Origin of the sequence: Roseivirga ehrenbergii (assembly GCF_001593005.1) — a bacterium.
GTDB lineage: Bacteria > Bacteroidota > Bacteroidia > Cytophagales > Cyclobacteriaceae > Roseivirga > Roseivirga ehrenbergii.
Genome location: NZ_LQZQ01000050.1, coordinates 206621 through 222451 on the forward strand (window position 1 = coordinate 206621; position 15831 = coordinate 222451).

Genomic DNA, 15831 nt, shown 5'->3' on the forward strand with positions numbered 1-15831 from the left:
ACATACAAAAGCACACTCTATAAAGGGTGTGCTTTTTTTATGCTCAAATTCGAGGGGCATTATCTGCTGCTAAACTTGGCAAAATCTCTTGGCTTATTTCCTCCTTCTAACATCTAAAAACTATCTTTGCAGTCTATGAGTAAGAATGAATTCAAAAGACATACAGTAACGGCTGCTTTGCCATATGCCAATGGTCCTGTGCATATTGGTCATTTGGCTGGTGTTTATGTACCTGCCGATATTTATGCGCGGTATTTAAGGTCGAAAGGAGAGGATGTAGCCTTTATCTGTGGTTCTGATGAGCATGGCATGGCCATAACCATGAGAGCGCGCAAAGACGGTGTTAATCCCCAAGATATCGTGGATAAATACCACGGTATGATCAAAGATAGTTTTGGTCAGCTTGGAATCTCATTTGATATTTACTCAAGAACTTCAAATAAAATACACCACGAAACTGCACAAGAGTTTTTCAAAACACTTTATACTGAAGGTAAATTTGAAGAACGCGTAAGCGAGCAATACTTTGACGAAGAGGCTCAACAGTTTCTGGCTGATAGATATATTACAGGCACCTGCCCACGTTGTTCACACCCTTCAGCTTATGGCGATCAGTGTGAGAACTGTGGTGCTACATTGAATCCAACCGATCTGATTAATCCGAAGTCTACCTTGAGTGGCAATACGCCAATCATGAAAGAAACAAAGCATTGGTATTTGCCTTTGCAAGATTATGAGAAGTGGTTGACAGAATGGATTGTTGAAGGACATAAAGACGATTGGAAGTCGAATGTTTGGGGGCAATGTAAATCATGGATTGATGGTGGTTTGCAGGCCCGAGCCATGACTCGTGATTTGGACTGGGGGATTAAAGTACCTATAGAAGGAGCCGATGGTAAGGTGCTTTACGTTTGGTTCGATGCTCCAATTGGTTACATTTCGGCAACTCGTGAATGGGCAGAAGCTCAGGGAAAAGACTGGAAACCTTACTGGCAATCCAACGATACTAATTTGGTGCACTTTATTGGTAAGGACAATATCGTTTTCCACTGTATCATTTTCCCTGCCATACTAAAAGCACATGGGGATTACATTCTGCCGAATAATGTACCAGCTAATGAATTCCTGAACTTAGAAGGAAATAAGATTTCAACTTCAAGGAATTGGGCGGTTTGGTTACATGAGTATTTAGAGGAATTCCCAGGTAAGCAAGATGTGCTTCGTTACGCATTATGTGCCAATGCTCCTGAATCAAAGGATAATGATTTTACTTGGAAGGATTTTCAGGCCAGAAACAACAGCGAACTCGTTGCCATCTTAGGTAATTTTGTGAATCGAGCGGTTGTGCTTACACATAAATATTTTGAAGGTAAAGTACCTGAAAGGGGAGAGCTCTTTGATATCGATACTGAGACGATCGAGGCATTAAGGCAAATACCGGCTAAGATTGGTGCTTCTATTGAGCGTTATCGCTTTCGCGAGGCGCAATCAGAAATGATGGAACTTGCTCGCTTAGGTAATAAGTATTTGGCCGATACAGAGCCTTGGAAACTGATTAAGACAGACGAAACTAGGGTGGCAACCATCTTGAATATAGCCTTGCAAATTGTGGCTAATATTTCAATTGTAGCCGAACCATTTATTCCTTTTTCTGCGGAAAAATTGAGAGGGATTTTTGGAATGGAACAATTCGATTGGGCTGCTGCCGGAAACCCAGATTTGCTTAGTGCAGGTCAATCGTTAGCACAAGGAGCTTTGCTCTTCGAAAAAATCGAAGACGAAACCATTGCCGCACAAATTCAAAAATTAGAAAACACCAAGAAACAAAACGAAATGGAGAATAAGGAAATTGAACTGACACCTTTAAAAGAGACCATAGTATTCGATGATTTCATGAAATTGGACCTCAGGGTTGGGACGATTTTAGAAGCTAAGAAAGTAGCTAAATCGAATAAATTACTTGAGTTTTTGGTAGATACTGGTGTTGATAAACGCACCATTTTGAGTGGAATAGCCAAGCACTACTCTCCAGAAGAAATGGTTGGAAAGCAAGTGACTATTATTGCCAATTTGGCCCCACGACCAATGATGGGTACTGTGTCGCAAGGGATGATTCTAATGGCAGAAGATGCTGAAGGAAACTTGAGGCTTATTCAGCCAAATGAAAAGGTAAATCCGGGTTCGGTGATTAGTTAAGTAAAGTAAGGTAATACGCCTCTTGATGAGGTAGATATTGAAAATCCTCAATTAGAAATGCTAATTGGGGATTTTTGCTTTTATCTAGTGTCGTTTTGGGGTGTTTTAAGACCAGTTAAAACCGACTAAAGACCTCACTCATAAATGAGTAAAGGAATTTAATCGTATGTTTTAGAATGGGCTTTTTAAGTGTAATGGGGAATTACACTTTCTTAACGCTAACGGCATTCATGCCTTTCATTCCACGCTCAAGCTCAAATGATACTTTATCGCCTTCGCGAACTTCATCAATAAGTCCGTTTACGTGAACGAAGAATTTTTCTTGTGTTTCTAGCTCCTTAATAAAGCCATAACCTTTCTGATCGTTGAAGAATTCGATTCGGCCTGTTCTTACCGTTTCAACAGTATCTTCTCTTTTTGGAACACCAATTTCAATGCTCTTTGCATCGATCTTCTTCTTTTTGATTGTTGGATCTGGAGGAGTATCTGTGATGTTTCCATTTTCATCCACATAAGCAATCATGTTGTCCAGTCCACCGCCTTGAGAGTTCTGCTGACGCTCTTCTTTCTTTTGCTGCTTATCCTGACGTTTCTTTAAACGCTTCTTCTCTTTTTCTTTTTTGTTAAATGTTTCTTGTGATTTAGCCATTCAGTGTTTTTGTTAAAAATGATGCAATGATTGTTCTACTCAAACAACCAAGGGGGGTAAAGAAATACGCAGTTAGTAAGTGGCTTGTTCGTAGAAAGCTGATGGAAATCAGAAAATCATACGATAGGAGAATTACTTGAAGGGTATTTACATCATTACGCTCGTGCAAAGTTACGATAATTTATAAGAAAATCTGTATAAACAATCGCATTTACACTGAGTTATAGGGCTTAACTGTCCGGAGGTTAACTTTATTAGCTTTCTAACCTGACCTCTTCTTTAAATAAAGCAAGAACCCTCCAAAAGTTAGTGCTATATATTCATTGATAGTAAATGAGTTCATCTGGACTGTGAATAAGAACTTTTGGAGGGGTTTTAAATAAGAAAGTTTAGTTATACCTGTGAAATCACTGTTTTAATTATCGAGTTTAGGTTAGTAAGTGTTTGTCATATTGCTGTCAACACAAATAATAAAGTCGGCCATAAGCTTATTTTCTTCTAATAGCTTGTTCAAATCATCTTGCATTACTGTAGCGATAGTTGCGTATTGTAAATCACCTCTTTCTCTTTTTAAATACCATAGAATACCTTCGTAATGATTAGAATGGTATGAGCCATTATAATGCATAAAGGTATGATTTGGTTGGTAGTTCTTTAAAATGAAATGCGCCATGGTAGCATCTTTAGAAGCTTGAGCTTCTACCAATTGAGGTGTGCCGTGGCCAGCCATCATGGCAAGAATGTTTTTGTAAGTAGGTAGCTCGCTATCAAAGGCCATTGGCAACGGAGCCATCCAAGATTTTTCTTCAGTAGAAAGTGTATTCAATACATCAAACCCGCTTTTGTTGACCATACTTGCATACCTTCTTGGAATGTTGGTGGCGATAAAAGGAAGTTGTTTCTTTTTGGCAAGATCTACTAAAGGCGCGTAATCCGTTTTGTAGTTGGGCCAAAGCCGGGCCAAGGTGTCTAGTGCTTTAGCATCGATGTTTCCAGCCAAGTAATCATTAAGTGGTTTCTGATTGTCAGCTTCAAACATTTCCGCCCCTAGAATCATGCTGTTCGATGCACTTAAGTCGTTCGTTACTTCATATTGCATCCAGTGCGCTATGGCATTGTTGTGCAGTTCTCCGAATAGAATAATGTCCTTCTTATCTAATGACTTCAACATTTTCTTGTAAGAAACTTTCTTGCCTGTAGCAGTATAAATTACGTAAGCGGGTTTCTTCTGACTATAGCTAATAAAAGTGATGAGTGAGAAAATTAGGAGGAAAAGTGTGCGTTTCATTCTATTGCTTTAAATAATTATGAGGCTGAATTTAATCAAAAAAGCGGAATCAATAACCAGCTATTATTTGAATGCTGATTAAGGATAGCTAACGCAGTTGTTTCTCTTTTACATTAATGTTGAGCGAGTCTAAAAGGGCGCGTGAGTCTTTGATGAATAGCTTCATTTTCTTTTTTGAGTATTCTGTAAGTCCTTTAAAATCATTGTCTTCATACTCTTTACAAACCAATATTTCATAACTCCTTCTTCCTTTGATAATAGGTTTGTTTACCCAAGTAAGGTGATAACCGTAATCTGTAATTTGACTCAGTCCGTTTTCTTTCGAAATAATGATTTCCACCATAGCACCGCCATCTCTTTTGCGGGTGCGTTGGTCAGAAATAAAATTCCCTAAGGAGTAGGCGATGAATTGTTCTTTGCTGTCGCCTTCTGCTTGAATAAACTCCATAGGCTGAAGGACATGTGGGTGTGCGCCAATAATAATATCTGCTCCTTGTGCAAATAAGAATCGAGCTGTTTCTCTTTGTGTTTTGGAAGGCGCAGAGTCATATTCAATACCCCAATGCAAGAAAACTACTAGTTTGTCGATGTTTTTGCTAAATGCGTCTTCTATGTCGCTTTTCATGGCTGTAGTATCCGTAAGATTAATCAAAGTAGGCTTGGGTACTCTTCTTCCATTGGTGTTTTCGGTATAGTTCAATAGTCCAACCTTAATTGAGCCCTTTTCCATGATCATCAAGTTCGAGCTGTCTTTGTGGGCTTTGTCTAAGAAAGTACCTGTATGCTTAACACCAATAGAATCTAATACATTAATGGTGCGCTTAATGCCTTTGAGGTTGTGGTCGCTGGCGTGGTTATTTGCGGTAAGAAGAATATCTATGCCGCTGTTTTTAGCAGCTACCGCTAGTTCATCGGGAGAAGAGAACCGAGGATACCCACTGTAAGGTGTGCCTGCCAAAGTAACTTCAAGATTGGCAATAGCAAAATCTGCTTTTTGAATCAATGGGCTTACTTTACGGAACATCCTATCAAAATTGTACTCACCACTTGTGGTGTCTAGTGCCGCATTCATCTGACCCAAGTGTCCCATAATATCACCCATAAAGAGCAGTGAAACTGATTCGGTAGTATCTGTCTTTTGCGCTATTGCACAAAATGGAAAAAGAAGTAAAGTGATAAAGAGTAATGGCTTCATAAAAATGAAGTAGAGATAAGTTCTTGACTTATGAAACATAATCAAAAAAATGAAAAAAGGAGAATCGAAATTCACTCAATTTTTGATGTGTTGGGTTTTGGGAGCAGGAGACTCTCTGGCGCTAACCTATTTTGTTATGCATTTTGAGAGTGTCTATTGTTAACCCAAAAGATAGAGCTAGTAGTTCTTGGAGAGGGTTGAGGTGTTTGTGTGTTCTTAATTCTGCTATGAAGCCTGTATTGCTAGTTTTAAGGTAAGGGTCAAAACGCGTATGCTTTTATTAATTATCTTTAGGTATGAAGAAAAAGATAGAGTTATTTAAAGAGAAAGGTGACTTCTGTGTGAAACATGAGGAAGGTGTTATGAAGAGTATGACCTTTATAACTTCTAGGTTTAATGCTGTAATGTTTATTATAGAGGATGTCCAAGGAGTTGATGTAGTTTATCATGGTGACGGAGAGCTAATAGAGGCTTTTTGTCTTCCATCAGCAGGTGGGAGTAATGGGGTGTTGACGCTTGAGAGTTCTGGGCCGTTTAAAATAATTAGCTTAGGTTAGCCTCCTAGCACTCATTTACTTTCACTTTAGCTTAGTGCTTTATATTAAGTGTCTTTTTTCAATTGCTAAATTGGAGGCTGAAAATTCCTAATGAAAGTATTTCTGGTTGGCAGAGAGTGTTGTAATGCTAATGTGATTAAGTGCTTTGAAATCAAAATCATGCGTAACTAAAATTGCGTTTTGTTTTTCACAAAATTTAGCAAAATATACATCATTGAAATCGGCACAATCACATTGGTTAACTATTAACCTTATTTCAGAATCAGTTAAAGTTTCTGATTGGATTTGAGTAATCCTTATTAATTGGTCTATTAACGTCTTGGCTTTAATTAGGCTTGTTTTTCCTTCTTTTGAATCTCTGAAATTTTTGAAATTAAGTTCGCCCCCCTTCCTATTATAAATGTTGTATTCTTGCTTTATTACGACATTAATAATCTCTGATATTTGGATTATGTTAGTCACAACAGAGCAATGGTTTCTTAAAATCTTATCACTAAATTCCGAATATGTTTTAATGTAAGATTGTGCCATTAAGTTGCCTTGAGGGTATAAAAGATATAGCCAAATATTGGAGTCAAAAAAGAATACCTGAGAAGCTTTTGGCTTGAATTTTTTTATTAGCTCAATCTTCATTTACAAAATCTATATTATCTAATTCGTCTGGGTATTCTTTAGAAAACCTTTCCTTTGCTCTGTCAATAACGAGTTTGAGCAATTGAACTTCTTCAGAAGGGAGGTTCTTGATATCTAATAGTTCTTTTATTTGGACTGAAGAGTACAGTGAGTAAAGTTTACCTATACTCGAATTTAAGAATGCAGTTATGGTTAAATCAATACCTTCAAAATCCAGCATAACTGGCTGGTTTTTGCCAAATGAATCAATTATTTTCTTGAAAACTACTTCACCATCTAGTGCTGAAATAGCTCTATGACTTTGCGTAATATCTTGAACTCTAATAGTTTTCATAATTAAAGTATACTCTTTATATCTATTTCTTCAGGTGTGTAATACTCGTTGGTGTCTCGTAGATTGAATTCAATGTTTACAATACTACCTTCAAAGTTTGAAGAACATGAAGATACGAATTTAACACCTTTTTTTTCTTCCCAATAACCATCTGCACTCCTGATCTGTAATTTTCCGTTATTGAGCTTTAAGAATGAACGTATTAAATCCAAACCTAGTCCACCTGTCTCATTATTTGGTTTAGTAGTGTTCCCTGATTTTACAGCCCACTCGATACTCTTTACACCATCATAGGATCGATATTCAGGCTTATGACTAGTGACATTATGTTTAAATGTATGGCCTACTTCTACCATCGTTAACGCCATTCTTCCTTTGAATTTATAAAACTGACCACATACAAAAACTTGATTTGCCCCACTATGCATAACCGAATTTTGATAAACTTCGAAAATGCTTCTAAAAATCTTCCTTTTTGCCCCAGCACTCATGTTAGGGACTTCTCTAGCAAGGAGGACATATTTATAAATATACTCTTCTAACTCTTCTTCATCCTTTAAATCAAATGTTCTGAAAGGTATCCCTGAGTGAGTTTTGGATGGTGTGGCGTGAGCTTGTTTGATATAGTTTAAAAACCCGTTATTCCGTAAAGTGTTTTCGATATATCGATCGTTCAGATTAATGAATTCAAAATCGGAGCCCTGGGCTTTATTTGTCTCAATGATTGCTCCCAATACGGCACATAGATTGGCTTCAAGCCATTCCACATTTTGAAAATCTAGTTTGTACTTGCCTTTTGAAGAGGTGAATTTGTGAAGCTCGGATAGAAAATTGAACCCTAAATAGTCAGTTTTTAAAAAGATGGGGAGTTCAATTCTTTCTGATTTGGAAAACCAACTCAATTTTTCATGATTTAAAGTAGAGGGCTATATTTTTTAACTACTACAAGATACTATAATGCAGCCTTATTTGATACGGAAACTTACTTCCATTTAAAATTCACGAAGTAATTTTAAGGCCAAGGCATAAAAAAAAGCTCCACATTTCTGTGAAGCTTTTTGTTGGTCTACTAGGGCTCGAACCTAGACTCTTCTGGACCAAAACCAGACGTGTTGCCAGTTACACCATAGACCAGCTTTATTTCGGAGTACAAAAGTAGTATTTGCTTTTAATTTCGGAAACGAATTGACGAAAAAATTTAAGTCTTTTTTATCGTTCAATTTTCCAGAAAGCAATACCTCCGGCTTGTTTGCCAAGGTATGCGGTGTCTATCAGGCGGTTAGTTGTTAAATCAATCACATCTACCATACCTGGGTCATCACCAATTCCTTCTACAGAAACAAAGGCAAACTTGCTGTCTGATGAAATGGCCACCCCATGCGTCACTTTTTGACTGTTATCTAATCTGGCCAATTCTTTTCCAGACTCTAAATCCCAAACTCCCGTTTTGGCAGCTGTTTTATAAGAAACCACCATGCGTTTGCCGTCAGGAGAAATATCTATGTTATAAGGCCCCTTGTCGGTAATGAACTTGCGGGTAGTTTTCCATGTATCGGTACTGATTTCTAATACTTCAGCAGCACCATTTCCGGCTACATAAACCAAGTTTTTGGTAGGGTGCGTACTTACCCAAGTAGGCTTGAAAGCAGAGTGTTTCATGGCTGGCATACCCCCCATATCCATTTTAGAGTGATCCATCTGACTATGGTCCATACCCGCCATAGACTTTTTCTCGTCATCCATTTTTGATTTGCCCATGTCCATTTTAGAATGGTCCATCATACTGTGGTCTTCTGGAGCCATTTTAGAAGCTTCATCCAAGTCGAGCGTTTTAGTGATTTTCAAGCTTATGGCGTCTATTTCAAATAATTCCCCCGACATCATGGCAACAGAATACTGTTTTAAGCCGTCTGGGGTAAGTCTTGAGCCATGCGGCATAGCACCAGTCGTGATTTGAGTTAATTCGGTCATGCTCTCTACATCCACTACCGAAACCGTGCTAGGCACCATATCGCCATGTAGGTTGAAGTTAACGCAATAGAGTAGGCCAGTAGCCGCAGAAACCTGCATTGAGGCTGGAAATAAACCAAGAGTAACTGAACCTACAGCTTTGTCGGTACCTGTTTCATATTTGTAAAGTGTTCCGTAGGGATTGCCATGGGCCAAACTGAGGTACCAATATTTTCCTTCTGGGCCAACTGTAATTCCGTGAGGGCCTTCGTTTTCAGCAGGCCATATTCCCACAGGAATATTCTTTATGGTTTCTGCCTTTTTACCATCGAATTTCACCAAAGCCACTTCATCTTCCGATTCGGCCGCAACATATACATAGTAATTTTGGGCCTGTAACGCAGTAATGGCAATTAAGGAAAAAACGATTATGAGTGTTTTTTTCATCTTTTACTTAGGTTTAAGATGTGTTGGTTAATCAAAGCAAACGTGGTACAAAGCTTTATACCACGTTTGCTTTATGGCTTACTTTACTTTAATAGGAGTGTTCTTTGGCTTTTCTGGCTCTAATTTAGCAGACCATAATCCACTGTTCCAATCAGAGAAAAATACATGACCTTTGTGAAGCTGAGCTCCCCAAGTAAAAGGTGCGTTGGCAGTATATCCGTTAGCATCGTTAGGAATGATCCAAGCTATTTCACGACCTTGCTTTCTCAAGTCACCCATTAACTCACCACTAAGGTCCACCACTCTTACACCTGCATTATAGAAGGCTACATAGAGTGTTTCCCCTTCAATCCAATAGTTGTGTGATCCAGCGTAAGGTATTTCGAACCTCGCTACTTCTTCTGGGTTTTCAAGGTCAGTAAAGTCTACTACGTGAAGGTAACCTCCTGCCATGTTGACTCCGCCTTTGCCAGTATTTAATCCATAAGGGAAAATTTCGTCTCCACCAATCACATAAAACTTACCAGTTGAAGGGCTACGGAAAGGGAATGAGGCATGATTTGCTTTGTTAGGGTAAGCATAGCTCGCGAACTGCTTTGGGTTTTCTGGCGAACCACCAGCAATACCGTTTCCTACATCTACTAGCTGTATACCGTCTGCCCAATTTGAAGAATAAGCGATGCCGTCTTCAACCCAAACATCGTGAATAGAATGGCCAGGAGTATCTAATTCGAATTTTGAAACTGCACGTGGGTTCTTAGGGTCTTTAATGTCAATAATATAGTATTTCTGACCACCACTAAGGGCGTATAAATAATCACCAGAAATGAATACGTTGTGTACCCCGCCAGTCATGTTTTCGTCAAATCTTGAAATGATTTCTACATCTCTTGGGTTTGAAACATCAATAATTACCAAACCATTTTTACGGTCAGAAGCTCCTTCTCGGCTGATCACACAAATTTTACCGTCTTCAGAAATTTTTACATCATTTACAGTTCTAGCATCTACCTGTACTGAATCGATTTTAGAAATATTACTTGGGTCGGTTACATCCCAGAAATAGGCAGTTCCATCGGCACCCCAAGTTCCTGTAACGGCATAATCTCTTCCGTCAATTCCTTCCCACACCCAAAAATCAGATGTGTGTTTGTCGTTTACAGAGCCCTGCCCAACCATTTCTATTTTTCGGGTTACTTCTCTTGGTGTGATTTTAAGCGTTTTTGAAGCTGATGCTACTCCGCAAGATGCAGTTATGGTATATTTTCCAGCTTCGTCTGCTACAAAACGGCCATCGTTTTTAATTAAACCAGAAGCGCTTTGCGAAGTATTGTCTGCTACTCCACTGAAAGAGTAGAATATAGGGGCGTCTGGTACTATTTTTCCATTCTTATCTAAGGCTTTAGCTTTAAAGTGGAATACATCGCCAGTTCTAGCTGTATTCATTTCAGCTTCTAATTGAACTTTAACAATTGGATTGCTCACCACATTTACCGTTATGGTATTCGTAACGTTTTCAGCTTTTACAGTAATGGTTGCCTTTCCGGGAATCAAGGTGTTTACTGTTCCGAAATTATCTACTTCGGCAATATTGGTATACATAGAGCTAAACTGTACGTCAACATCATCTCTGGTAGCGCCCGATTTGTCGACAACATGATATTTAAGTGCTACTGATGTTCCCGCATATATTTTCTGTGGAATGTCATCAATTTTGATTTCAGCAATTGCTGGGTAATTCACTTTGATTTGGAAGTTTTTTCTTACCCCATCGGCCACCGCTACAATGTCGTAAGTGCCTGGCTGAATGGCGTGAGCCATCATGGTAGAGTCAATGCTGAGGCTTCTTCTAGCCCTTGAAAGCAGGTTAATCGGATCATTCAGCTTTTTGCCATTTTCCATGACATAGGCTGTGATTTGTTTCTTTTGCCCCACCTCCATGGTAATGTTGGCTGGCTCGATTACAATTTCTTTCTGTGCAAAAAGAGTGACAGGAAAAAGTAAGGCCAATATGTAAAGGGCTTTCTTTAAGTTTTTCATAGTGAGTTGGTGTGATTGATTAATCAAACAATTTAGTCATAAACAAAAGGTAGTACAATTGTTTTTAATGATTAGGTTGAAATTTTATACTGTTGCAGATAATTAGTGTAGAAGAAAATGAGTTTGTTTCACAACGTTGTCCAAATAATATGCATTTAGGCCGCAAGGAGGAATGCGCTTAATAATTGATATAGAAGTTCATGTACGACTTCTGAGGGCTAGAAAAATGTAAGTAATTACACCTGTGGTTCGAACCCTAATCTAATTTTAGATTTTCTTTAAGTGTTTAATACTAGTAACAAGACTTTGAACAGAATTTTCCGCCCAATTGCTATCTTGCTCCACGAAAAAATACTCTAGTCCAGCATCTTGATCGTAGGCAAAGAGCTGTTTCCAATCTATTCTTCCAGCCCCGACTTCTTTCATCTTTCGGTCGTCATCCATACTCATGTCTTTAACATGCCAAAGTGGGAATCGGCCTCTGTCTTTTTGAATGATCTTAATTGGGTTTTGGTCGGCATATCTAACCCAATACATATCAAGCTCCATTTTAACGAGATCGGCATCGGTTTCTTTTAGAAGAATATCGTATGGTACTTGGCCGTCAATCTCTTTAAATTCAAAAGCATGATTGTGGTAGGCGAATTTGATCCCCGATTTTTTGCAAATTTCAGCTGACCTATTGAATAGCTCAGAAACTTTTTTGTACTGGTCAATAGTTTGTCTTTCAGCACTGTCAAGATAAGCGCAAACTAAATATTCAGCGCCCAATTCTGCAGCGTCATCAACGGCTCGTTGCCAATTGTTTACCATTGTGCCAGATACTGTATGGGCTTGTGTCCCAGTGGGTACGTGAATACTTTTTAACTTGATTTTAGAAGCGTCAATAATCGCTTTGGCTTCTTTTACGGGCATGCCTAAAAGTTTGCCATCAGTAAAGTCAAAGAACTCAGCATAATCATAGCCAGCTTTTTTTAGCGTTTTTAAGGTACCGGCCATATTCTTCTTGATGACATCTCTAACGGTGTATACTTGAAAACCGAAATTCTTTATTTTGCCTTCAAAAAATGGTTGGCTAAAAAGTGGGCCTGTGGCTAATAAGCCAGCAGAGGTTAGTGCTGATTTCTGCAAAAAATCTCTTCGTTTCATAGTTCTTAGTTTGAGCTTATTAAGCTACTAAAATATACTCATGCGACAAATTTTAAGGACTTTGATATAAACAGAAGAAGCCTGCTTATGAGGCAGGCTTCTATTCTTTGTTATGAAAATTGAGAGTTACTTCAATGCCGTTAAGGCTTTTTCGTAATTCGGTTCATCCACAATTTCTGGTACTTGTTCAGTGTAAACCACTTTTCCGTTTTCATCCAGAACAATTACTGCTCTTGAATGAAGATTTAATAATGGTGGGTCAACGATTTCTAAGCCATAATCTTTACCAAATTGTCCGGTAGCATAATCAGAAGCGTTGATTACATTTTCGATGCCTTCTGCACCACAAAATCTGGCTTGGGCAAAAGGGAGGTCGCGAGAAATACAAACTACTTTAGTGTTTTCTAAACCCGAAGCTTGCTCATTGAATTTTCTTACCGAAGTAGCGCAAGTACTTGTATCTACGCTAGGGAAAATGTTAAGTACCACTTTCGATCCTTTCAAGTCAGATAATGTAAGCGTTGAAAGGTCTGTTTTTGTTAGGGTAAAATCTTTGGCTTGCTCACCCACTTTTGGGAGACTGCCTGATGTATTAATAGAATTGCCTTTTAGTGTAACGGTGCTCATAGTTTTGTTATTTTAGAATAGAACAAGTCTGTACTTTAATTGTTCCTTGAGTTCATATAATCTTTGGCTTTTTCTAAATCCTCTGGTGAATCAATGGAGATTCCCACATGATCAATTTCAACCATCTTAATTTTTTTACCAGTTTCAAGATAACGAATGCACTCGATTTTTTCGGCATTTTCTAAGGGCGTCATTGGAGTACTTTTGAAAGCCAAAAGAGCGGCCTTTCGGAACGCGTATATGCCAATGTGCTTATAGTATGGAATGTTGATTTCCTGATTCCTAGGATAGGGGATGGGAGAGCGAGAAAAATAAATAGCAAAATTATTTTGGTCTGTAATCACCTTTACGTGATTAGAGTTATCAATATTATCTTTCCCATGTAAGCGCACCATAGGAGAAGCCAAGTCTATTTCTTTTAGGTTATTCTGTTCAAATACATCAAGAAGTTTTTTGAGTGTGTCTGTTTGTGTAAAGGGTTCATCTCCCTGTACATTGACAATAATGTCTGCATCAATGTTTTCGGCTGCTTCAGCAATTCTGTCACTTCCGCTTTCATGCGTTTCAATGCTCATAATCACTTTGCCTCCATGAGCAGCAATTTCATCTCGAATGATTGTGCTGTCGGTCACAACGAAAACATCATTGAATAAACCTGTATTTAAAGTAGCGGTGTAAGTGGTTAAAATCACCGATTGGCCATTTAGGTTGGCCATTAGTTTTCCTGGAAATCTGGAGGCTTCGTATCGAGCCGGAATCATAGCAACTACTTTCATAGGGTGGTTTTTTCCAAAAATAGATAGAAAAGCGGAATCATTAGCTCGTAACAATGTGGTTATTCGTCCCATTTTGGGAATGTCGATGATTGATTGGGAGTATATTCTTCTGTTTGAATTGATTTTAATTTTTAAATAATTGAAAATGAATGTGTTATGTGAAATTCTTCTTTTGGCAGGTCACTTGTAATAGTATGTTCAAAGATTTATAAATAAAGATCTTGTTGGATTGTGAAGTTGATGGTTATTTATCTATTTGGTTGAGGTGTGGCCCGAAGAATACGTCTTCGGGCCACTATTTTTTAAGACAATTAGTAAATTCAAGAGCATAAAAAAAGGAGTGACAAAATCACTCCTTCTTCATTTCTTGGTTGTGTTTAATTACTGAACAAGAATACCTCTCTGTGCTAAAACATCTACATCTGGAATATCTACACCGTAAGCTGTTCTCATTGCACTTAAAATTAAGTTGGCAATAATGGCGTGCCCGCGAGGGTTAGGATGAATACCGTCTGTTGAGAAAACGCCATTAGGGCTGAAATCAGGAGCTAAATTAGTTCCGTTGATAGTTATACCTAATTGTGAATCAGCTTCTGCCTTTACTGCGGTAACTGATTCTGGAGTTCCTAATCCTAGAGCCAACTGATCCACTGTGGCTGCATCTAAACCAAACAAGTCAGCGAATTTTGGCTGAACATCTACTAAAGTGATTACAGTCGCGCCTGCTCCAGCATTAATTTGATCAACTACACCTTTTATAGTTTGGTTAAATGTGGCTCTTGCAGTAACGGTTCTAACTACTTCGTTGGCAGATAAAATGTATTTATCCTCAATCGGAATAGCTAAGCCAATTGGGGCTGTACCTGTACCCAATACTGTTGCAGCGGACAATACTGGTAAATCACTAGATGTGGCAGGTCTTGATTGCCTGTAAGGCTCTAAGGCTGTTCTTTGGGCAGCTGTAATAGCTTGTGCCCCAACCAATGCATCGAATTTAGGACCTAAATCTTCAAGGTCTTTATCGTGCATTAAAATTGCATTAGGACCTGCTTGGTAAGTAACTTTACGTTTTGCGGCTTCAGCTGTAGAAATTAAGTTGTATGCAGCTAAACCATCTAGGGCAGCATTCAGACCTGCAAAAGCAGTATTCAGCTGATCTGCGTTAGCCTGATCCAATGGAATTGCATTCCATTTTACAGCTCTAAAGTAAGGAAGTACTACCAAAGGAGGTAAAGTCATTACTATGCCTTTAGCACCAGTTCCAGCCAATTGAGATAATGAGCTAGCCAAAGCGTTTTGGAAGTCACCTTGGGAAGTAATCATGGCAGCATTAACACCACCACCAACTGCATAACCAAGGGCATCATTATTTCCTAACCAATAGGTATAGAAAGTAGGAGCAGCTGCTAGAGCATCAGACAAAACAGTGGATGTTCCAGGAGTACTTGCAAAACGCGCATACAATGGATTAGAGCCCGCTAGTGCAGGACTGTTGATATCCACTATTCTCATGCCTGGTACAGCAAAATTATTAAGTTCAGCTTTGTTTCCGGCATATGCGGTAGGTACTTGACCAGTAAGTGTAGGTTTAGGTCCAGGTATGCTTAAATCCAGAACATATCTGCCTAAAATGGTATTGCCTGGCCCCATACCTGAATAACCGAAATCTGAGTTAATGTCAGGTTGGTTAAAAGTGGTGCCTCCAACTCCAGAAATTTGGAATTGGGTTCCTAACATGTTTGCAAATGAATGCGCCTGACCATTGGTATAAAGCGCACCATCCATGTAACCTGCGGTAATAGAGTTACCAATACTCACATATTTGGTTAGTGTAACAGATCCATTAGATCCCGAAGGGTCGGTTACCACTGGTAGCGGGTTGTCCGATTTTCTTTGCTCTACTAGGTTTTCTTCTTCATCACAAGAGGTCATGATTGCCCCAGATGCCAATAAAGCGAATAAGTATAATTTTAATTTTTTCATTTTCATC

The 15831-nt window shown here is 38.7% G+C and carries 14 protein-coding genes and 1 tRNA gene; 2 read left to right on the plus strand and 13 right to left on the minus strand.

What is annotated here, in order from left to right:
• The first annotated feature begins 135 nt into the window (after positions 1–135).
• The gene (gene metG / locus MB14_RS17110; protein WP_062593789.1) at positions 136–2196 is read left to right on the plus strand and encodes a methionine--tRNA ligase; all 2061 of its coding nucleotides are present in this window, start codon (positions 136–138) and stop codon (positions 2194–2196) included.
• Positions 2197–2398: 202 nt separating this feature from the next.
• Here metG and MB14_RS17115 read toward each other — a convergent pair whose 3' ends face one another.
• The 3 genes from MB14_RS17115 to MB14_RS17125 all read right to left on the minus strand — a co-directional run bounded on the left by MB14_RS17115 (position 2399) and on the right by MB14_RS17125 (position 5328).
• On the minus strand, positions 2399–2845 hold the full coding sequence (locus tag MB14_RS17115; protein WP_053223145.1) for a cold-shock protein: 447 nt from the start codon (positions 2843–2845) through the stop codon (positions 2399–2401).
• Positions 2846–3278: 433 nt separating this feature from the next.
• On the minus strand, positions 3279–4133 hold the full coding sequence (locus tag MB14_RS17120; protein WP_062593792.1) for a ChaN family lipoprotein: 855 nt from the start codon (positions 4131–4133) through the stop codon (positions 3279–3281).
• A gap of 88 nt (positions 4134–4221) precedes the next feature.
• On the minus strand, positions 4222–5328 hold the full coding sequence (locus MB14_RS17125; protein ID WP_062593858.1) for a CapA family protein: 1107 nt from the start codon (positions 5326–5328) through the stop codon (positions 4222–4224).
• A gap of 296 nt (positions 5329–5624) precedes the next feature.
• Between MB14_RS17125 and MB14_RS17130 the strand changes: the two genes are divergently transcribed.
• Complete coding sequence (locus tag MB14_RS17130) at positions 5625–5885, plus strand: hypothetical protein (protein ID WP_062593794.1); 261 nt, start codon at positions 5625–5627, stop codon at positions 5883–5885.
• An 87-nt stretch (positions 5886–5972) separates the two neighbouring features.
• On the opposite strand, the gene MB14_RS17135 is transcribed toward MB14_RS17130, so the two are convergent.
• From MB14_RS17135 to MB14_RS17180, 10 genes are all read right to left on the minus strand, one after another.
• On the minus strand, positions 5973–6518 hold the full coding sequence (locus MB14_RS17135; RefSeq protein WP_062593795.1) for a PIN domain-containing protein: 546 nt from the start codon (positions 6516–6518) through the stop codon (positions 5973–5975).
• A complete protein-coding gene (locus MB14_RS17140; RefSeq protein WP_062593804.1) occupies positions 6508–6852 on the minus strand; it encodes an STAS-like domain-containing protein in 345 nt (114 codons plus the stop codon). Before MB14_RS17140 ends, MB14_RS17135 begins: the two co-directional genes overlap by 11 nt.
• Before the next feature lie 2 nt (positions 6853–6854).
• Entirely contained in the window at positions 6855–7754 is a 900-nt protein-coding gene (locus tag MB14_RS17145) for a hypothetical protein (protein ID WP_062593805.1), read from the minus strand.
• Positions 7755–7913: 159 nt separating this feature from the next.
• A tRNA-Gln gene (locus tag MB14_RS17150) sits at positions 7914–7986 on the minus strand.
• A 75-nt stretch (positions 7987–8061) separates the two neighbouring features.
• On the minus strand, positions 8062–9249 hold the full coding sequence (locus tag MB14_RS17155) for a YncE family protein (protein ID WP_062593807.1): 1188 nt from the start codon (positions 9247–9249) through the stop codon (positions 8062–8064).
• 78 nt (positions 9250–9327) lie between these two features.
• Positions 9328–11289, minus strand: a complete 1962-nt coding sequence (locus MB14_RS17160; protein WP_062593809.1) for an LVIVD repeat-containing protein — start codon at positions 11287–11289, stop codon at positions 9328–9330.
• A 267-nt stretch (positions 11290–11556) separates the two neighbouring features.
• Positions 11557–12438 carry a sugar phosphate isomerase/epimerase family protein gene (locus MB14_RS17165; RefSeq protein WP_084376132.1) on the minus strand — a complete coding sequence of 294 codons (882 nt, stop codon included), beginning with the start codon at positions 12436–12438 and terminating at the stop codon, positions 11557–11559.
• Positions 12439–12564: 126 nt separating this feature from the next.
• The gene (gene tpx / locus MB14_RS17170) at positions 12565–13065 is read right to left on the minus strand and encodes a thiol peroxidase (RefSeq protein WP_062593812.1); all 501 of its coding nucleotides are present in this window, start codon (positions 13063–13065) and stop codon (positions 12565–12567) included.
• A gap of 35 nt (positions 13066–13100) precedes the next feature.
• Positions 13101–13841 carry a 3-deoxy-manno-octulosonate cytidylyltransferase gene (gene kdsB, locus MB14_RS17175; protein ID WP_062593814.1) on the minus strand — a complete coding sequence of 247 codons (741 nt, stop codon included), beginning with the start codon at positions 13839–13841 and terminating at the stop codon, positions 13101–13103.
• Positions 13842–14222: 381 nt separating this feature from the next.
• Positions 14223–15824 carry an SGNH/GDSL hydrolase family protein gene (locus tag MB14_RS17180; RefSeq protein ID WP_157716611.1) on the minus strand — a complete coding sequence of 534 codons (1602 nt, stop codon included), beginning with the start codon at positions 15822–15824 and terminating at the stop codon, positions 14223–14225.
• Between the last annotated feature and the right edge of the window lie 7 nt (positions 15825–15831).